At 60.1% G+C, this 18,391-nt stretch carries 17 protein-coding genes; 13 read left to right on the top strand and 4 right to left on the bottom strand.

Annotated elements, in window-relative coordinates; translation table 11 throughout:
- A complete protein-coding gene (locus FB593_RS20640; protein WP_111828794.1) occupies positions 1-1,734 on the top strand; it encodes a M14 family metallopeptidase in 1,734 nt (577 codons plus the stop codon).
- Positions 1,735-1,927: 193 nt separating this feature from the next.
- Here the strand turns inward: FB593_RS20640 and FB593_RS20635 are convergent, their stop codons facing one another.
- Positions 1,928-2,299: a hypothetical protein gene (locus FB593_RS20635; protein ID WP_019566989.1), complete on the bottom strand. Its 372-nt coding sequence runs from the start codon at positions 2,297-2,299 to the stop codon at positions 1,928-1,930.
- A gap of 379 nt (positions 2,300-2,678) precedes the next feature.
- Between FB593_RS20635 and FB593_RS20630 the strand changes: the two genes are divergently transcribed.
- The 11 genes from FB593_RS20630 (at position 2,679) to FB593_RS20580 (ending at position 15,273) form a co-directional block, all read left to right on the top strand.
- Positions 2,679-3,851 carry an ABC transporter substrate-binding protein gene (locus tag FB593_RS20630; protein ID WP_065688496.1) on the top strand — a complete coding sequence of 391 codons (1,173 nt, stop codon included), beginning with the start codon at positions 2,679-2,681 and terminating at the stop codon, positions 3,849-3,851.
- Between the two features lie 82 nt (positions 3,852-3,933).
- Positions 3,934-4,797, top strand: coding sequence for a branched-chain amino acid ABC transporter permease (locus FB593_RS20625; protein WP_013762353.1), 864 nt, complete (start codon positions 3,934-3,936; stop codon positions 4,795-4,797).
- Between the two features lies 1 nt (position 4,798).
- Positions 4,799-5,806, top strand: a complete 1,008-nt coding sequence (locus tag FB593_RS20620; protein ID WP_065660228.1) for a branched-chain amino acid ABC transporter permease — start codon at positions 4,799-4,801, stop codon at positions 5,804-5,806.
- A complete protein-coding gene (locus FB593_RS20615) occupies positions 5,803-6,567 on the top strand; it encodes an ABC transporter ATP-binding protein (protein WP_065660227.1) in 765 nt (254 codons plus the stop codon). Before FB593_RS20620 ends, FB593_RS20615 begins: the two co-directional genes overlap by 4 nt.
- Positions 6,548-7,264 carry an ABC transporter ATP-binding protein gene (locus tag FB593_RS20610; protein ID WP_065688495.1) on the top strand — a complete coding sequence of 239 codons (717 nt, stop codon included), beginning with the start codon at positions 6,548-6,550 and terminating at the stop codon, positions 7,262-7,264. The genes FB593_RS20615 and FB593_RS20610 overlap by 20 nt, the downstream gene beginning before the upstream one ends.
- 187 nt (positions 7,265-7,451) lie before the next feature.
- Complete coding sequence (locus FB593_RS20605) at positions 7,452-8,267, top strand: MurR/RpiR family transcriptional regulator (protein ID WP_004430982.1); 816 nt, start codon at positions 7,452-7,454, stop codon at positions 8,265-8,267.
- A 170-nt stretch (positions 8,268-8,437) separates the two neighbouring features.
- Positions 8,438-10,354 (top strand): bifunctional 5-dehydro-2-deoxygluconokinase/5-dehydro-2-deoxyphosphogluconate aldolase, encoded by a 1,917-nt coding sequence (locus FB593_RS20600; RefSeq protein WP_019566984.1) that lies wholly within the window; start codon positions 8,438-8,440, stop codon positions 10,352-10,354.
- On the top strand, positions 10,351-12,177 hold the full coding sequence (gene iolD / locus FB593_RS20595) for a 3D-(3,5/4)-trihydroxycyclohexane-1,2-dione acylhydrolase (decyclizing) (protein WP_145166870.1): 1,827 nt from the start codon (positions 10,351-10,353) through the stop codon (positions 12,175-12,177). The genes FB593_RS20600 and iolD overlap by 4 nt, the downstream gene beginning before the upstream one ends.
- 1 nt (position 12,178) lies before the next feature.
- A complete protein-coding gene (gene iolE, locus FB593_RS20590; protein ID WP_065660225.1) occupies positions 12,179-13,087 on the top strand; it encodes a myo-inosose-2 dehydratase in 909 nt (302 codons plus the stop codon).
- Between the two features lie 100 nt (positions 13,088-13,187).
- The gene (iolB, locus tag FB593_RS20585; RefSeq protein ID WP_065663300.1) at positions 13,188-14,000 is read left to right on the top strand and encodes a 5-deoxy-glucuronate isomerase; all 813 of its coding nucleotides are present in this window, start codon (positions 13,188-13,190) and stop codon (positions 13,998-14,000) included.
- A 145-nt stretch (positions 14,001-14,145) separates the two neighbouring features.
- Positions 14,146-15,273 (top strand): Gfo/Idh/MocA family protein, encoded by a 1,128-nt coding sequence (locus tag FB593_RS20580; RefSeq protein ID WP_060642661.1) that lies wholly within the window; start codon positions 14,146-14,148, stop codon positions 15,271-15,273.
- A 139-nt stretch (positions 15,274-15,412) separates the two neighbouring features.
- Here FB593_RS20580 and FB593_RS20575 read toward each other — a convergent pair whose 3' ends face one another.
- Positions 15,413-16,369, bottom strand: coding sequence for a 2-hydroxyacid dehydrogenase (locus tag FB593_RS20575; protein ID WP_065688492.1), 957 nt, complete (start codon positions 16,367-16,369; stop codon positions 15,413-15,415).
- Positions 16,370-16,417: 48 nt separating this feature from the next.
- Here FB593_RS20575 and FB593_RS27585 point away from each other — a divergent pair, with 48 nt between their 5' ends.
- Entirely contained in the window at positions 16,418-16,636 is a 219-nt protein-coding gene (locus FB593_RS27585) for a hypothetical protein (protein WP_162632988.1), read from the top strand.
- Positions 16,637-16,669: 33 nt separating this feature from the next.
- Here the strand turns inward: FB593_RS27585 and FB593_RS20565 are convergent, their stop codons facing one another.
- Both FB593_RS20565 and FB593_RS20560 read right to left on the bottom strand, forming a co-directional pair.
- Complete coding sequence (locus FB593_RS20565; RefSeq protein ID WP_004430963.1) at positions 16,670-17,692, bottom strand: LacI family DNA-binding transcriptional regulator; 1,023 nt, start codon at positions 17,690-17,692, stop codon at positions 16,670-16,672.
- Between the two features lie 131 nt (positions 17,693-17,823).
- The gene (locus tag FB593_RS20560) at positions 17,824-18,333 is read right to left on the bottom strand and encodes a MarR family winged helix-turn-helix transcriptional regulator (RefSeq protein ID WP_004430960.1); all 510 of its coding nucleotides are present in this window, start codon (positions 18,331-18,333) and stop codon (positions 17,824-17,826) included.
- Positions 18,334-18,391 lie beyond the last annotated feature (58 nt).

Raw genomic sequence — 18,391 nt, 5'->3', positions numbered from 1 at the left:
ATGAGCCAGATTTTCGACCAGACCTTCAAGCGTACTCTGGATGTGCTTCTCGCCAACTCCGCGCCCGGCCAGTCCTTCGAGGCATGGACGTTCGATGACGCCAAAAGCCGCCGCGAGGCCGAAGAAAGGCTGAAGAAAAAAGGCGTCAGTGCCCGCATCCGCAGCGCCTACAAACCGCTTCTCTTCACCTTTCTGGAAGAGATCAATCTTGGTGGCGTCGATGCCATCGAGGTGCATTACCCGGTGCACGCCAATGCACCCGCCAATCGTTTCCGGCTGGAGGCCTATCCGCTGGCGGCACTAGCCGGCGACGCGAAGATCGATTTTATCGCCCGCGACGACGACGCCCTTCATTATGACGTTACGCTGAGCCGCAACGGCAAGAAGGAAACCCTGAAGGTTCTCGCTCCCAACCGGGTTCATACCGATATCGTCGGCGAAACCAATGTCTCGCCAACCGGCTGGTTCCGTCCGGCCGGTGACGCTACGGGCGAGCGGCTGGAGACGGATTACGAGCAGCTTTTCGAAGCGGCAATCAATGCCGTCGCCAACCACGGCTGGGGCGATGAGGAACCCTATTTCGAGGAATTGAACATTCACGTCACGCACCCGTCCGAAGACATGGCGCTGCCGGTCGGGGACGAGGTGATCAGCCTGCGTGAAGCGCTGCACGAGGATTTCTATTTCTCCCTCCTGGAATTCTTCCAGAAGAAATCCGGCCGGCCGCTGGGCGACCGGGGCCTGAAACCCGGCCAGATCGTTCCGGAAGTCGTCAAAAGCAACGGCGACGTTTCGGTCCGCATCGAGACCCGTGCACTCACCACCACTTTCCTGGATGGCGGCGAACAGCGGATCGACGAGGCCCGCGAACCGGTGGCGGCGGGTCAGATCGCGCGGATGCTTGCCGAGATCGGCGGCGAGGCGTTCGAGGCCCACTCGCGGTCGGGCCGCGTTCTTGCCGCCCGTTATGTCGCGGGCAGCGATGCCGCCGTGATGATCAGCGGCGGCCAGCATCCCAATGAAACCACCGGCATCGTTGGCGCCGTCCGCGCCGCCCGCAAACTTGCGGAAAGACAGGGCGCGCATTTCACCATTTCGCCGCTGGAAAACCCTGATGGTTATGCCCTGCACCAGCGCCTGCGCGCCGACAATCCACGCCACATGCACCATGCGGCGCGGTACACGGCGCTCGGCGACGATCTCGAATATCGCACGCGGGAAAATTCGGGCGTCCATCTCAACGAGAAGGCAATCCGTTTCAGCGCGCAGGAGATGAGCGGCGCGAGCCTGCATGTGAACCTGCACGGTTATCCCTCGCACGAATGGACCCGTCCGCTTTCCGGTTATGTGCCGCGCAATTTCGCCATGTGGACGCTGCCGAAGGGTTTCTTCCTCATCATCCGCCACCATGCGGATTGGGAAAAGCAAGCGGAAGCCCTGCTCGACCGGGTTACCCGCCATCTCGGCGCCATTCCGGGCCTGCTGGATTACAACAACCGCCAGATCGCGCTTTATGAGATTCACGCCGGTGAAACCGGTTTCCGCATCATCAACGGTTTCCCGTGCCTGTCGTCCATCGACGACCGCCACACAGTGCCGATGACGCTGATTACCGAATATCCTGATGAGACGATCTACGGCGATGACTTCATCACCGGCCACACGGCGCAGATGGAAACGGTTCTTTCCGCTTACGACGCCTGGCAGGATATTTTCGTCGCGGACGTTGCCTGATTTCGAAGCGCCCCCGATTGGGGGCATCAGAATGATGACGAAGTCCCGAAGCCCTCGTCCGTCATGCTTGGGCTTGTCCGGAGCAGCTGCAACGTCTTGGTCTAGTTGGACGTGATTGGATCCTTGGGGCAATCCAGCGATGACGCCGGGTGTGAGGGAGCTTTGTCATCACCCTCAGTTGCCCTTGTACGGCTTACTTCTCAGCCGTGGCGGCAAGCTTCTTTTCCTGCTGCTTCTGCAAAAGCCGCTTGCCCTTGCTCAAAATATGCAGATTGGCGGCATCAAGTTTGTTATATCCGGCCTGGATAATATCGAGATCGGCGACGTGACCGATTGCTGCCAGTTCATGCATCACGTCGCCAACAGCGACATCGACGCTCGGCTTCGGCAGGTGCACAACATCTTCCACCGCGGCGCGCATGCCATCCGCCTCGCCGCCCATGACGTGATACAGCGCCAGCGCCTTGCGGAGAAAAGCTTCGCGGCGCTCGATCTTGTTGTTGAGTATACTGTCGCCAACGCGATTCCGCATAAGATCAACGGCTTTATTCTGGTATTCGCCCATCAAGACACCAAATGAAATTCAAAATATGCTTCGGGAGACTACGGACAATCCCCTTAGAACTGGTTAAGGCACCGGGATTACGTGCATATTATCGTCATTTTCCGGCCGCGTGGCGCAGGGCATTTTTCATAACGGCGACATTTGGAAGCAGCATGCTGAAACGGGACCATTCGTGATGGCTGCAGCGGCTGCGGCAATTGAGAATCGCCAGACTATCCATATTGTATGATCCAATATCGGGCAGAACCGGATAAGGCGGCGATCCATAACCATCAGGTTATTTATTGCCCCCTTTTTTTCATTTTACTTTGGCCATCGCACTTACCAGTTTGACTGGCTGGATCGGTGGAGGGAGCCACGGATCAATTGGGAGGAAATCATGAAATTACGGATCACCGCCGCAATCGCGGCCATCTGCTTCAGTTCCGTTGCCTATGCCGAGACGATCAAGGTCGGCGTGGTCGGCCCGTTCTCCGGCCCCTTCGCGCTGCAGGGCAAGAACTTCAAGGCTGGCATAGACGCCTGGTTTTCGCTTCACGGCAACAAGGTGGGCAATGACACTGTCGAAGTCGTCTACCGCGATGTGCCGCAGGCCGATCCGGCGCAATCCAAGGCGTTGGCGCAGGAGCTGGTTGTAAAGGAAGGCGTGCAATATCTCGCGGGCTTCTATTTTACGCCCGACGCCATGGCGGTTACGCCACTGCTGAAACAAGGCAATGTGCCCATGGTCATCATGAATGCGGCCACATCGGCCATCGTTACCAAAAGCCCCTACGTGGTGCGCACCTCGTTCACGACATGGCAGACATCCACGCCCATCGCCAAGGTGGCTTTCGATGGCGGCGTCAAGAAGGTTATTTCGCTGGTCAGCGATTACGGCCCGGGCGTTGACGCGGAGAACGCCTTCAAGGCAGCCTTCACCGCCGCTGGCGGCGAAGTTGTGGAAAGCATTCGCATGCCGCTTTCCACCAATGATTTCAGCCCCATCATGCAGCGCGTGAAGGATTCCGGCGCACAAGGCGTCTTCGCCTTCCTGCCCTCCGGCCCGACGACGCTCGGCTTCGTGAAGGCCTTCAACGACAACGGCCTGAAATCATCAGGCATCAAGCTTTTCGCGCCGGGCGATCTTACACAGGAATCGGATCTGCCGGCCCTTGGCGAAGCAGCGCTCGGCATGCAGACTACCTTCCACTATGCCGTCTCCCACGATTCACCCGAAAACAAGAACTTCGTGGAGGCCGCAACCAAGGCCATTGGCAATCAGAAGGAACTGTCCTTCCCCGCAGTCGGCGCGTTTGACGGCATGTATGTCATCACCAAGATGATCGAGGCGACCGGCGGCAAACAGGATGCGGAAAAGGCTGTCGAGGCGGTGAAGGGTCTTTCCTGGACAAGCCCGCGCGGCCCTGTCAGCATCGATCCGCAGAGCCGTCACATCACGCAGAACATCTACCTGCGCGAAGTCTCCAAGGGCGATGACGGCAATTATTACAACAAGGAAGTCCAGACTTTCGAAAAACAGGGCGATCCGGGCCTTGCCGCCGCCAAGTAAGCATTGAGACGGAAATGACCGGCGCCGCCTTTTGCGGGCGGCTCCGGCACGGGTGCAATTGCATCAGGAGGAGCTTTCGAACATGCAGACGGTCTTCAGCATCCTTGTCGATGCGCTTGCCTATGGAATGGTGCTTTTCATCATCTCCATCGGCCTATCCGTGACAATGGGGCTGATGCGTGTGGTCAATCTCGCCCACGGCGCCTTCGCCATGATCGGCGGGTATCTCGCCTCCTATGCCGCCCATGGCCTCGGCCTTGGTTACGCGGCGGCAATCCTCGTTGCGATTGTCGGCACCATCGTGATCGCCATACCGCTCGAACGGTTTCTCTACCGGCGCATCTACGGCGCACCCGAACTGACGCAGGTGCTGATGACCATCGGCATCACCTTCTGCATCATCGGCATAGCCAATTTCGTGTTCGGGCCAACGCTCAAAACCATTCCGCTGCCGCAGGAACTGGCCGGTCCTACCGATCTCGGTTTTCGCACCATCGCCACCCACCGCATCTTCGCCATCGTCGCTGGCCTCGTGGTGGCGGCGGCACTTTGGTTCACGTTCGAAAAGACCGCCTTCGGCATCAAGTTGCGGGCAGCGGTGGACAATGCGGCCATGGCAGCAGCCCTCGGCGTGCGCACCGAAATCATCTATGCCGTAAGCTTCGCCATCGCCGTCGGCCTTGCCGCAATGGGCGGCGTCATCGGCGCAGAATTGCTGCCGGTCGAACCCTATTATGCGCTGCGCTACATGGTCACCTTCCTGGTGGTCGTATCCGTCGGCGGCGCAGGCTCGATCCCCGGCGCGCTGATCGCCTGTCTGCTGCTCGGCGCCATCGATACGACTGGGCGGTATCTTGCCCCCGAATACGGCGAATTCTTCTTCTATCTGGCGGTCATCGTGATCATCACGCTGTTTCCGCGCGGCCTTCTTGGAAGGGCGAAATGAGATGGCGGTGCTCATGAACGACCTCACTGAAACGGCAAAACCGCCGAAGGCCCGCTCGCCCATGCGCGCGATTGGCGGTCCGCTGCTCATCATCATCGCCGCCATCGCCGGTTACTTCCTGTTCCCGGATAATCTGGCGCTGTTGACGCGTATCATCGCGATAGCGCTTCTCGTGCTCTCCATCGATCTCGTTACCGGCTATTGTGGCGTGGCGACACTTGGCCATGCGGCCCTGTTCGGTGCCGGCGCCTATGCCGCCGGCATTGCCGCTGCCCACTACGGTATCACCGACCCGCTTTTCATGACCCTCATCGGCGCAGCAGTGGGCGGCATCGCGGGATTGCTGTCCGGCACCATTCTGTTGCGCGCGCACGGCCTGCCGCAACTGGTGCTGTCCATCGCCGTCGTCCATCTTTTCCATGAGGCGGCCAACAAGGCGTCGGACTGGACGGGCGGCAGCGACGGGCTTGCCGGCGTCTCGCCCGATGCGCTGTTCGGCACCTTCGAATTCGATCTTTACGGCCGCACCGCCTATATCTACGGCGTCTGCCTGCTGCTTCTGGTTTTTCTGGCACTTCGCGTCGTCGTCAATTCGCCCTTCGGCATGCTGTGTCGCGGCGTCAAGCAGGACAGCATCCGCATTCAGGCCATGGGCGGTTCGGTCAATGGCACGATTTTGAAGATGTTCGTGATATCAGGCATCGTTGCCGGCATCGGCGGCGCGCTGAACGCCATCTCCACGCAGGTGGTCGGCCTCGACAGCCTCAGCTTCACGCTGTCTGCCGAAGCGCTGGTCATGCTGGTTCTCGGTGGCGCGGGCTCGCTTTATGGCGCGCTGATCGGCACCGTCACCTTCATGTGGTTCGAGGACGTCGTTTCCGCCGCCAACCCGTTCCACTGGCTCACAATCGTCGGCCTGCTTCTGATCGCCGTCGTGCTGTTTGCGCCGCGCGGCCTTTATGGCGCGGGCGAACAAATCATCGCGCGCCTGAGGGGAGATCGCAAATGAGCGCCATTTTCGAAGTTTCCGGCCTGCAGAAAAATTTCGGCGGTCTCGTCGTTACCAACAATGTCTCGCTGTCGCTTTCGCCCGGAGATCGCACCGTGCTGATCGGGCCCAACGGCGCCGGCAAGACCACCTTCGTCAACCTCGTTACCGGAAACATCAAGCCATCCGCCGGAACCGTGCGGATTGCCGGAGAAGACGTGACGGGGCTCAGCGCCAGTCAGCGCGTGAAGCGCGGACTTGTCCGCTCGTTTCAGGTGACGCGACTGTTCCAGGACATGACGCCGGAGGAACATGTCGCACTCGCCATTCTGCAAAGGGAAGGCAGGACGGGCCGGATTTTCGGCCGTTACCGCTCCATGCCAACGGTGATGAGCGAGGCGCGCGACATTCTCGGAACGCTTGGCCTGCTTGCCATCGCCGAAACCCGCGTCCGTGAAATCGCCTATGGCCAGCAGCGGCTCATCGAGATCGCACTTGCCATGGCGCTCAAGCCCAAAATCCTGCTGCTTGATGAACCTGCCGCCGGCGTTCCCTCGACGGAAACGGCGCGTATCGAACAGGCGCTCGATCGCCTGCCCGCCGACCTCGCCATATTGATGATCGAACACGACATGGATCTGGTCTTCCGTTTCGCCAGACGTGTGGTCGTGCTCGCCGCAGGCGCCGTCATATTCGACGGTTCGCCTGGCGAAGTCACCAGCAACGCAGAAGTCCGCCAAGCCTATCTCGGAAGTTACGCCAATGCCCGCAGCGCCGCTTGAAATCGCCAACCTGACCGCCGGTTACGGCCCCACCCGTGTCATCGAGGGTCTGTCGCTCTCCGTTCCCGCCGGTTCGCGTTTCGCGGTGCTCGGACGTAACGGCGTTGGCAAGACAAGCCTGTTTTCCACGCTTGCCGGGCAGACGAAACGATTTGCCGGTGATATCCATCTCGGCGGGCAGGACATCACCGCCCTGCCGAGTGCTGCCCGCGCCCTCGCCGGTCTCGGTTACGTGCCGCAAACCCGCGATGTCTTTCCGACACTCACAGTCGAAGAAAACCTCTTCGTCGGCCTCAAGGGCCGGCCGAAATCGGCCATCGAGGAAGCCTACACGCTGTTTCCGCGCCTGAAGGAAAGACGCCGCAATCTCGGCTCGCAACTCTCCGGTGGCGAGCAGCAGATGCTTTCCACCGCCCGCACCATCCTCGGCCAGCCGCAGGTGCTGCTTCTCGATGAACCCCTCGAAGGTCTCGCCCCTGTTATCTGCGAGGAACTGATGGCGGCCTTCTCGAAACTCGCGCAATCGGGCGAAATGACCATTCTTCTCATCGAACAGCGCATCCAGATGGCCATCGACTTCGCCGACCACGCCATCATCATGGAACGCGGCCGCATCGTCTGGTCAGGACCGTCCGACGATCTTGCGGCGAACCCGGATATTGTTGATACGCATCTTGGCGTGGGTGGATTGCACTGACCCAAAAGCGTCAATCATCCCCTCTTCGTCGTTCCGGCCTCGAGCCGGAATGACGAAAGTTAACCCGATCACACACCGCAACAAACCCCGATCCCGCTTCATTGATCCGTTCGTAAAAAACACAATGGAATAAAAATTCCATTGCAGTTAAAGTGCACACGATTTCAATCTGCACAAAGGAACGACAATGACGGCAATCGATGCGCCAGACTCCGTGAAGGCTTTTGAGGAGCGGTTGCTTCAGGTCGCGGAAGGCCTGCCGAAACGATTACGTCAATGTGCAGATTATGTCGCGTCCAATCAGGATCGCATTGCCGTTTCCACCGTCGCCGAAATGGCAGAAGGTGCCGGCGTGCAGCCGTCTGCATTCATGCGCTTTTGCCAGATCATGGGTTTTTCCGGCTTTTCGGAGATGCAGCGCCTGTTTCGCGATTCCTATGTCGGCGGCTGGCCGGATTATGCGACCCGGCTGGACCACCTGCGCGAAAAGGGCGACGAGAGCGCGTCGGGCCTGTTGGCGGAGTTCGTGGAGGCTGGCCGGTCCTCATTGGAAATGCTGCTGAAATCGGTCGATACACGGCAGCTTGACGAGGCGGTCTCGGCGCTGGCACAGGCGCGCACCGTGCATATCATCGGTTTGCGGCGCTCCTTCCCCATTGCCAGTTACCTCGCTTACGCCTTCGAGAAAATGAAGGTACCTGCGGTTTTGCACAGCGCCGTCGGTGGCCTCGGCAACCTCAGCGCCATCTCCCGCGACGATGCGCTGATTGCGATCACCTTCTCCCCCTATTCGGCGGAAACGCTGGAATTGGCCGAGATGGCCCGCGCCAACGGCATTCCCGTTGTCGCCATGTCCGATTCGGCCGTCAATCCGCTGCGCAAGTCCGGCGCGACGCTACTCACGGTAACGGAAATCGATTTTGGTGCATTCCGCTCGCTTTCCGCCACGCTCTGTCTCGCCATTACACTCGCTGTCGCTGTGGGAACACGCAAAACAGCCTGAATATTTTTATTGAAAACATAAAAAATAGAATTTATGATCCAAATTCATGAAACGGGCATTCCATAATTGTCCGTCTCGTGAATGCACCCGAAGGTGGTGAGACAGAAAGTGGGCGGAGGAGGCCCACTGGCATCAGGCTCCCTCAATGCGGGGTCCGAAGGAGGAAGCTTTTGAAAAAACTTGACCTTATCACGATCGGGCGCTCGTCGGTCGACCTTTATGGTTCACAGGTCGGCGGCCGGCTGGAGGACATGGCCTCCTTTGCCAAATATATTGGCGGCTCTCCCACCAATATTGCGGCCGGCGCCGCGCGGCTCGGCCTTGCCAGTGCCGTCATCACCCGCGTTGGTGACGAGCATATGGGCCGCTTCATCCGTGAACAGCTGGTGCGCGAAGGCGTGGACGTACGCGGCGTGAAAACCGACCCGGAGCGGTTGACTGCGCTGGTGCTTCTCGGCATTCGCGACCAGAACCAGTTTCCGCTGATTTTCTATCGCGAGAACTGTGCCGACATGGCGCTCAGCGAAGACGACATCGATCCCGCCTTTATTGCCGAAGCAGGCTGTGTCTGCGCCACCGGCACGCATCTGTCGCATCCGAAGACGGAAGCGGCCGTGCTGAAGGCGCTGAAACTTGCCCGCGAAAACGGTGCGAAAACAGCGCTCGACATCGACTATCGACCCAATCTCTGGGGTGTTGCCGGCCATGGCGATGGCGAAAGCCGCTTCGTGGAATCGCAGAAGGTCACCGCCAAGCTGCAATCCACCCTGCATCTCTTCGATCTGATTGTAGGCACGGAAGAAGAATTCCACATTGCCGGCGGCTCGACCGATACGCTGGCCGCACTGAACGCCGTACGCAAGGTGTCGAACGCGACGCTGGTGTGCAAGCGTGGCCCGATGGGTGCTTCGGTTTTCGCCGGCGAAATTCCGGCAAGCCTGGACGATGGCGAGACGGGCGAAGGTTTCCCGATCGAGGTCTTCAATGTTCTCGGCGCGGGCGATGGTTTCATGGCCGGGCTTTTCCGCGGCTGGCTGCGCGGCGAGGACTGGCCGACGACACTGAAATACGCCAATGCCTGTGGCGCCTTTGCCGTTTCCCGCCACGGCTGCACTCCCGCCTATCCGAGCTGGGAAGAGTTGCAATATTTCTTCAAGGCCGGCATCCGCAACAAGGCGCTGCGCAAGGACGAGGCGCTGGAACAGGTGCATTGGTCAACCAATCGCAAGGGCGAATGGGACACCATGCGCGTCTTCGCCTTCGACCATCGCATGCAACTGGAAGCGATCGCCGACGAACTCGGCATTAAACATGAGCGCATCGGCGCCTTCAAGAAGCTCTGCCTTGAGGCCGCGCAAACGGTCGCCGGTGGCAAGGCGGGTTACGGTATCCTCTGTGACGGACGCCTCGGACGCGATGCGCTTTTCGCAGCCAGCGGCTCCGGTCTGTGGATAGGCCGGCCGGTGGAATGGCCGGGTTCGCGCCCGCTGACGCTGGAACCGGAACTCGGCAAGGATTTCGGCGGGCTTTCCGAATGGCCGCTGGAAAATGTCGTCAAGGTTCTGTGCTTCTATCACCCGGATGATACCGACGAAATGCGCGCCGCGCAGGAGGAGACGGTGATGCGTCTGTTCCAGGCGACACGCCGCAACCGGTTGGAAATGCTGCTCGAGGTCATTCCCTCCAAGGTCGGCCCGACCGACGATCTGACCGCCGCGCGCATCATCGAACGCTTCTACGAGATCGGCGTTTATCCCGACTGGTGGAAACTGGAGCCGATGAAAACCAGAGCCGCCTGGAAAAATGCCTGCGACGCCGTGCATCGCAACGATCCTTACGTGCGCGGCATCGTCGTTCTTGGTCTCGACGCGCCGCAAAGCGAGCTGGAGGAGAGCTTCCGCCTTGCCGCCGGTTTCGATCTGGTCAAAGGTTTCGCGGTTGGCCGCACGATTTTCGCCGACGCCGCGCGGGGTTGGCTCGGTGGCAAGATCACCGATGAGGAAGCGGTGAAGGACATGGCGCAGCGCTATACCAGCCTGTGCCGCATATGGGATGAGGCGCGCGCCAAAAAGGGAGAGGCAGCGTGAAGACAATCAGATTGACGGCTGCGCAGGCTATGGTTCGTTACCTCGCCGCGCAGATGAATGAGCATGGCGAGACCTATATTGCCGGTGTCTGGGCCATCTTCGGCCATGGCAATGTCGCCGGCATCGGCGAGGCGCTTTATGGCATTCGCGAGGAACTGCCGACATATCGCGGCCAGAACGAGCAATCCATGGCGCATGCGGCGATTGCCTATTCCAAGCAGCTGCGTCGCCGGCGGGCAATGGCGGTCACCTCCTCTATCGGCCCCGGTGCTGCCAACATGGTAACGGCGGCAGCGCTCGCCCATGTCAACCGCCTGCCGGTTCTTCTCATCCCCGGCGATGTCTTCGCCAATCGCGGTCCCGACCCCGTGCTCCAGCAGCTGGAGGATTTCGGCGACGGCACGATGACGGTGAACGACTGCTTCCGCCCGGTTAGCCGTTATTTCGATCGCATCATGCGCCCGGAACAGTTGCTGACCGCCCTTCCCCGCGCCATGCGCACCATGACGGACCCGGCCGATTGCGGCCCGGTAACGCTGGCCTTCTGCCAGGACGTGCAGGCGGAAGCTTATGATTATCCCGTCAGCTTCTTTGAAAAGCGCGTCTGGCGGCAACGCCGCCCGGAACCGGATGTGGTGGAATTCGAAGAGGCCGTCGCAGCGCTGAAGGCTGCGAAGAACCCCGTCATCGTTGCCGGCGGCGGTGTGCATTTTTCCGGCGCCACCGAAACGCTGAAGCGTTTTGCGGAAACCCATTCCATCCCGGTCGTCGAAACCCAGGCCGGCAAATCGGCACTGGCTTGGGATCACGATCTCAACTTCGGCCCGGTCGGCGTCACAGGCGCCGAAAGCGCCAATATCATAAGCGAGAAAGCCGATCTGGTGTTCGGCGTCGGCACCCGCTTTCAGGACTTTACCACCGGTTCCTGGGCGCTGTTCAAGAACCCGGACCGCAAGATCCTCGCCCTCAACGTGCAGCCCTATGACAGCGCCAAGCATGATGCGATCAGCCTGACGGCGGATGCGAAGATCGGTCTCGAAAAACTGTCGGCCGCCCTTGGCAGCCACCGCTTCACGGCACCGGATGCCAAGCTCAAGGCGGCATGGTTCGAGAAGGCCGATGCCGATACGGCGGCACCGGGTGAGGACAACGCCAACAGCCTGCCCACCGACATGCAGGTGATCGGCGCCGTGCAGCGCCAGTCGCGCGACAATACCGTCGTCATGTGCGCGGCGGGCACCATGCCGGGTGAGCTGCACCAGTTGTGGAAATCCAAGCTGCCGCTTTCCTATCACATGGAATACGGCTTCTCCTGCATGGGCTATGAGGTTGCCGGCGGCCTCGGCATCAAGATGGCGGAACCGGACCGGGACGTGATCGTCATGGTCGGCGACGGCTCCTATATGATGATGAATTCCGAGCTTGCGACATCGGTTGCCATGGGCGTCAAAATCACCCTCGTCATCACCGATAACAGGGGTTACGGCTGCATCAACCGGCTGCAAATGGAAACCGGCGGCGCGGAGTTCAACAACCTCTACGCCCACACCAACGTCAACCCCATCGCCATCGACTTCGTCGCCCATGCCGGCTCTATGGGCGCGGATGCGCGCAAGGTTTCGAGCATCGCCGAGCTGGAAGCGGCGCTTGCGGCCGCTCGCGAATCCAGCCGCACGACTGTCATCGTCATCGATACCGACCCCTATCCGACCCCGCAGGCCCGTGGCCACTGGTGGGATGTGGCGGTACCCGAAGTTTCCGATCGCGCCGAAATCGGACCGGCGCGCGCGCGCTACGAAAACCATATCAAGGAAAGACAGTAAGATGATCCGTTACGGAACCAACCCGATTGCCTGGTCCAACGACGACGACCGCACACTGGGCGCCAATATCAGCCTTGAACAATGCCTCGACGAAACCGCCAAGATCGGCTTCGACGGCATCGAGAAGGGCCACAAGTTCCCGACTGACCCGGAAGGCCTGAAGGGTGTGCTTGCGCCGCGTAGCCTTTCCTTCGTCTCCGGCTGGCATTCGCTGAACCTTCTGACCGACAGCATCGAATCCGAAAAGAAGGCCATGCAGCCGGCGCTCGATCTGCTGAAAGCCATGGGCTCGAAAGTCATCATCGTCTGCGAGACCTCGAACGCCATTCACGGTGCCGACGACACGGCGCTGGTTGACCGTCCTCGCCTTGCGGCCGAGGACTGGGCGAAGTTCGGCGCGGGTGTGGAGGCGCTGGCGGCCTACGCTGCCGAACAGGGCATCACCCTCGTCTACCATCACCACATGGGAACCGTGGTCGAGAGCGAAGACGAGATCGACCTTCTGATGAAGCATACCGGGCCGAAGACCCATCTGCTGCTCGATACCGGCCATTGCCTGTTCGGCGGCGGAGATCCCGTGCGCGTCGCGCAGAAATACATGCACCGCGTCGGCCATATCCACGCCAAGAACGTGCGGCCGGTGATTGCCGATCAGGTTCGGAACGAGCGGCTTTCCTTCCTCGAAGGCGTTCGCCGCGGTGTGTTCACCGTGCCGGGTGACAGCGAGGGCGGCGTGAACTTCCCGCCGGTTCTGAAAATTGCCGCCGAGCACAATTACAGCGGCTGGCTGGTCATCGAGGCCGAACAGGACCCGGATGTGCGCAACCCCTTCGAATATCAGAGCCTCGGCCTGAAATCGCTGAAGGCGTTTGCCCGTGAGGCCGGACTGGACAAGGCTCAGGCGGCTTGAGGCCCTTTACTCCCTCATCCCTGTGACAAGCACAGGGATGAGGGAAACGCGGGAATAGCCGCCCGATAAATTGAACGACTGACCAAAAAGGAACACCACCATGACCTCACTTCTGCGCAAGCCGGTCGCGACAAGCGGCAAGGTGCACGACATCACGCCCCAAAGCGCGGATTGGGGTTATGTCGGTTTCGGCCTTTATCGTCTGAAGCCGGGCGAGACGGCGGCAGAAAACACCGGCGATACGGAAGTCATTCTGGTGCTTGTCGAAGGCAAGGCGAAGATTTCCGCCGGGGGCAAGGAGTTCGGTGAACTCGGCGACCGCATGAACGTGTTCGAGCGCAAGCCGCCGCACTGCGTTTATGTCCCCGCCGGCTCCGAATGGTCGCTGACGGCCACGACGGATTGCACCGTCGGTGTCTGCACCGCACCGGGTGAAAAAGGTAGCCGCGAAGCGCAACAGATCGGTCCCGATGGCGTGCAACTGACCGAGCGCGGCAAAGGCGCCAATACGCGTTACATTTTCCCCATCGCCATGGAAGAGCGCGATGTCGCCGATAGTCTCCTGGTGACGGAAGTGTTCACCCCGTCGGGCAACTGGTCGTCCTATCCGCCGCACCGGCATGACGAAGACAATTACCCCGATATGACCTATCTGGAAGAGACCTATTATCACCGGCTCAACCCGGCGCAGGGTTTCGGTTTCCAGCGCGTTTTCACCGAGGATGGGTCGCTGGACGAGACCATGGCTGTGGCGGACGGCGATGTCGTGCTGGTTCCCAAGGGACACCACCCCTGCGGCGCGCCTTATGGCTACGAGATGTATTATTTGAACGTGATGGCCGGGCCGATGCGCAAATGGCGCTTCAAGAACCACCCCGATCACGACTGGATTTTCAAGCGCGACAATCCCTGAGGCATGCCAGCGTCCACGGCACCCTCCTCATCCCTGTGCCTGTCACAGGAATGAGGGGCGAGGAAAGTCCGCGTCGCGATTGCCGTAGAGAAAAAAGCAATCGAACGTATTGATTTCATCGTAATGATTTAGGGGAGAAGAGACCATGGCCGCTCTTGGCGTTGGCCTTATTGGCACGGGTTACATGGGCAAGTGCCACGCTTTGGCGTGGAACAACGTCACCAGCGTTTTCGGCGATGTGGAGCGTCCACGACTGGTCACACTGGCAGAGGTCAATCCCGAGCTTGCGGCGAAGAAGGCCGCCGAGTTCGGTTTCGCCCGCTCGACCGGCGACTGGCACGATCTGCTTGCCGACCCTGAAATCGATGTGATCTCGGTCACCACACCCAATGCCTTTCACCCCGAAATGGCGATTGCCGCCCTTGATGCCGGCAAACACGTCTGGTGCGAAAAGCCGATGGCGCCTGCCTTCACGGATGCCGTGAAGATGCGCGATGCGGCCCGCCGTTCGGGCAAGGCGGCGGCCATGGGCTACAACTACATCCAGAACCCTGTCATCCGCCATATGCGCCGCCTTATCGACGAAGGCGCGATCGGCAATGTCTACCATGTCCGTGCGGAAATGGATGAGGACTTCATGGCGGATGCCACCCAGCCCTTCTACTGGAAGAGCGAAGCCTCCTCCGGCTATGGCGCGCTGGATGATTTCGCTGTTCATCCGCTGTCACTTCTGTTTTCCCTTTTCGGCCATGCCGAAAGCGCGATCACCGATATGGTGAAGCCTTACGAGACGCGGCCGCTAAGTGGCGGCGGCGAGCGCGCTGTGGAAACGCATGATCTTGCCAGCGTGCTTCTGAAGCTCGAAGGCGGCATTTCGGCGGTGCTGATCGCCAACCGCTCGGCCTGGGGTCGCAAGGGCCGTATCGCCATCCAGATTTACGGCTCCACCGGCTCGATCCTTTTCGACCAGGAGCGGATGAACGAATTCCAGCTCTACACCACGGACGGGCGCCCGGAGGAGCAGGGTTTCAGAACCATTCTCGCCGCCCCTCACCACAAGCCGTATGACCGCTTCATCCCCGCACCCGGCCACGGGCTCGGCTTCAACGATCTGAAGGTCATCGAGTGCCGGGAACTGATCGCGGCCATCGAGGGCAAGACGGCGCATATCATCGACTTCGAGGAAGGCCTGAAGATCGAGCGCAGCATTCATGCCATGGCCCGGTCCTTCGCCGAGGGACGATGGGTCGCGACGAGTGAGATTGCGGAATAGGCAGAGGCGGGGTTAGCGCGGAACTTTGCCTCTTTCGTCATGCTCGGGCCTGTCCCAAGCATCTGCAACCGATTGATTTAACGCTACGTAGTTGGATCCTCGGGACAAGCCCGAGGATGACGGCGGAGAGGTGTTATCCCTAAACCGGCGTTTCCGGCACCGGCGTCAGCACCTTGCCATCCCTAAACCAGCCGAGAATATTGTCGGCCACCAGATCGGCCATCGCATTGCGCGTCGGGATGGACGCAGAGGCGACGTGCGGCAGCAGGGAAACGTTCGGCAGTGACAGGAACGCTTCCGGCACCTTCGGTTCAGCGTAGAACACATCGAGACCGGCAGCACCCACCGCACCGCTCTTGAGGGCCTGCAAAAGCGCATCCTCATCGACGCTGGAGCCGCGTCCGACATTGATGAACACGCCCTGCGGACCAAGTGCCGAGAGGATTTCCGCGTTGATCGCCTTGTGCGTTTCAGGGGTGCCGGGCACGATGCAGATCAGCGTGTCGACAGCCTGCGCCATCTCCTTTAGCGAACCGTAATAGGTATAGGGCAGGCCGTCGCGCTTGCTGCGGGTATGATAGCCGATCTCCACCTTGAATGGCTCCAGCCGCTTGGCGATTTCCTGGCCAATGCGGCCCATGCCGAACAGGCCGACCTTGCGGCCGCGCAGGGAAAACGGCGAAAGCGCGAAGGGGCCTTCGCCAACCCATTTTCCCTCACGCAGCCAGGTTTCGGCCTGATAGAGACGGCGAACCGTGTTGATCAGCAGCGCAATCGTCGTGTCCGCAACTTCGTCGTTCAGCACATCGGGCGTATTAGTCACCACGATACCGCGCGTGGCGGCATGTTTGGCATCAACGCCATCATAACCGACGCCGAAATTGGCGATGATCTCGAGTTTCGGCAGCGCATCGATCCATTTGGCGTTGACGACGCCTGAAACGGCGATGGCATTAATGCGCTCAGCCGCACCATCAGGCAGAACCGGCTCAGCACCGGCGGGCACTGTCACGATCTCGACTTTGCCTTCGAGGCGTTCGAGCACGCGCGGGTTGATCTTGCCGGGAACGAGAACGACGGCTTGTCTGTCAGACATGGGTGGATATTCCTCCTGATTGCATTCCGATATCGTCAGAGCGGATTCATGGGCGAACCACTCGCCATCCCGCTCTTCTGGGCCGCGATCTTTTCAAACAACGGCGGCCGTGAAAAGGGCAATAAGGGGAAGCTATGGGGGCAGACGGAAGTTTCATGCCGTTTTTTTAACGCGCCCGCCTCCGTGATGCCGGACTTGAGGCGCGCGTCGGCGGGGCGCAAAGAGTCTTTCCAGCTCAAGGGCTTGAGCTGGCTGGCTTTAGGCTGAAGGCCGTAATGACGAAAGAGAGGGAAACGCTGCTCAAACCCTCGGACGCACCGGCCCTGTCGACTGGCGGATGCGCATTTCCGGCTTGATGAGGTGCACGCCATCCGGCTCGTGGCTGCCCGCCAGCCTGTCCAGAAGCGCGCGCGCCGCAAGGCGCCCCACCTCGGCCTGTCCGTTGGACACCGTGGTCAGCGCCGGCGTGGCGATGGCCGCCTCCTCCAGATCGTCGTAACCCGTCACGGAAATATCCACGCCCGCCACCAGTCCGGCGCGCGAAATGCCGTTCATCAGGCCGATGGCGACCAGATCGTTCCAGCAGACGGCAGCGGTGGGCTTCTGCGGCAGCGACAGGAAATGCACTGCGGCCTCGAAACCGCCCTGCTTGGAGCGTGGGCCGGGAATACGCAGGTTCGGATCGACCTCGATTCCCGCCTTGCGCAGCGCGTTGACATAACCCTGATAACGATCGCGGCCGGTCGAGGTCTGGTCGGTACCACCAACCATGGCGATGGTGCGATGGCCAAGGCTGATCAGATGATTGGTCGCAAGCGAAATGCCATAGCTGTCATCGCCGCGATAGGTCGGCATGTCGACGCCCTCGAGCGAGCGGGCCACCAGAATGGCGGGCATGCCGTTTTCCTCAGCCAGCGTCATGTCCTCGATCGGCGTGCCGATGGCGGGCGACATGATGATACCATCAGAACCTAGTTGCAGCAGCGTTTCGATGAAGGTGCGCTGTTTTTCAACCGAATCATAATGGTTGGACAGAATGAAGGTCTGGCGGCTGCGATCCAGCTCGGTTTCGATGGCCTTGAGAATTTCCCCATAAAACGGGTTCATCACATCGTGGAACACCACGCCGATAATGCCGGAGCGCGAGGTGCGCAGGCTGGCGGCCCGGCGGTTGTAGATGTAACCGAGCGCCCGGGCCTGTTCCTTGATCTTGTCGCGAGTGTCGGAGGCGACCAGCGGACTGTCGCGCAATGCAAGGGAGATGGTGGCAGTCGATAGACCGAGGCTTTCGGCGATTGTCGACAGTTTGATCTTTTGTGCCACGGCATTTCTCCCCAAACCCATGTCATTGACAGACGTTTCTGTTTAAATCGCAATTAAACAATTTAAACAAAATCCGCAACCGGTTTAAGGAATATCAACAAAAAGACAGTGGTTTTTAAAAACTCAACAAATTATTGAAGGTTGGTATCGATCACCTTGAGAAGTTTAACCACCGTCCTGATGTCCTTGGCCGAAAGCCCCTCAATCGCCCGCGCACCGCAATTTGCGATGGATACGTTGATATGTTCGACGCTTTTCAGGCCCGTCTCCGTCAGTTTCACCAGTGTTACGCGGCCATCCTCGTCATCGCCACTGCGCTCCACGAAGCCCTGGGCTTCCATGCGGCCGATGGTTCGCGTCATGGTCGGCGCCTTGACACCAAGTTTCTGGGCGATCTGCCCAGGCGTGAGGCTGCCTTCCTGCGCCAACGCCAGAATAACGCCGTCCTGCCCGGCATAAAGGCCGCTTTCGGCAAGGCTGTGGCTCAGCGCCGTGCGCATGGAACGGGCGGCCTGGGTGATGGATTGCGCCAGTTCCTCAGGGTTGAAATTCTCATCCCTCTTTTTGGCGTCCTTTACTTTCTTGGTGCCCTTGTCCTTTTTGGCGCCCTTGTCCTTATGCCCAGTTTTGTCCTTGCTCATATGCGAGTGCCTTTTACCCTGTGGCGGAACCGATATATGTTGCTGGAAATCCTTACCG

The organism is Rhizobium sp. SJZ105 (assembly GCF_007828365.1).
Taxonomy (GTDB): Bacteria; Pseudomonadota; Alphaproteobacteria; order Rhizobiales; family Rhizobiaceae; genus Agrobacterium; species Agrobacterium tumefaciens.
The sequence above is the reverse complement of the archived record's forward strand: the minus strand, read 5'-3'. Positions and strand labels throughout refer to the sequence as shown.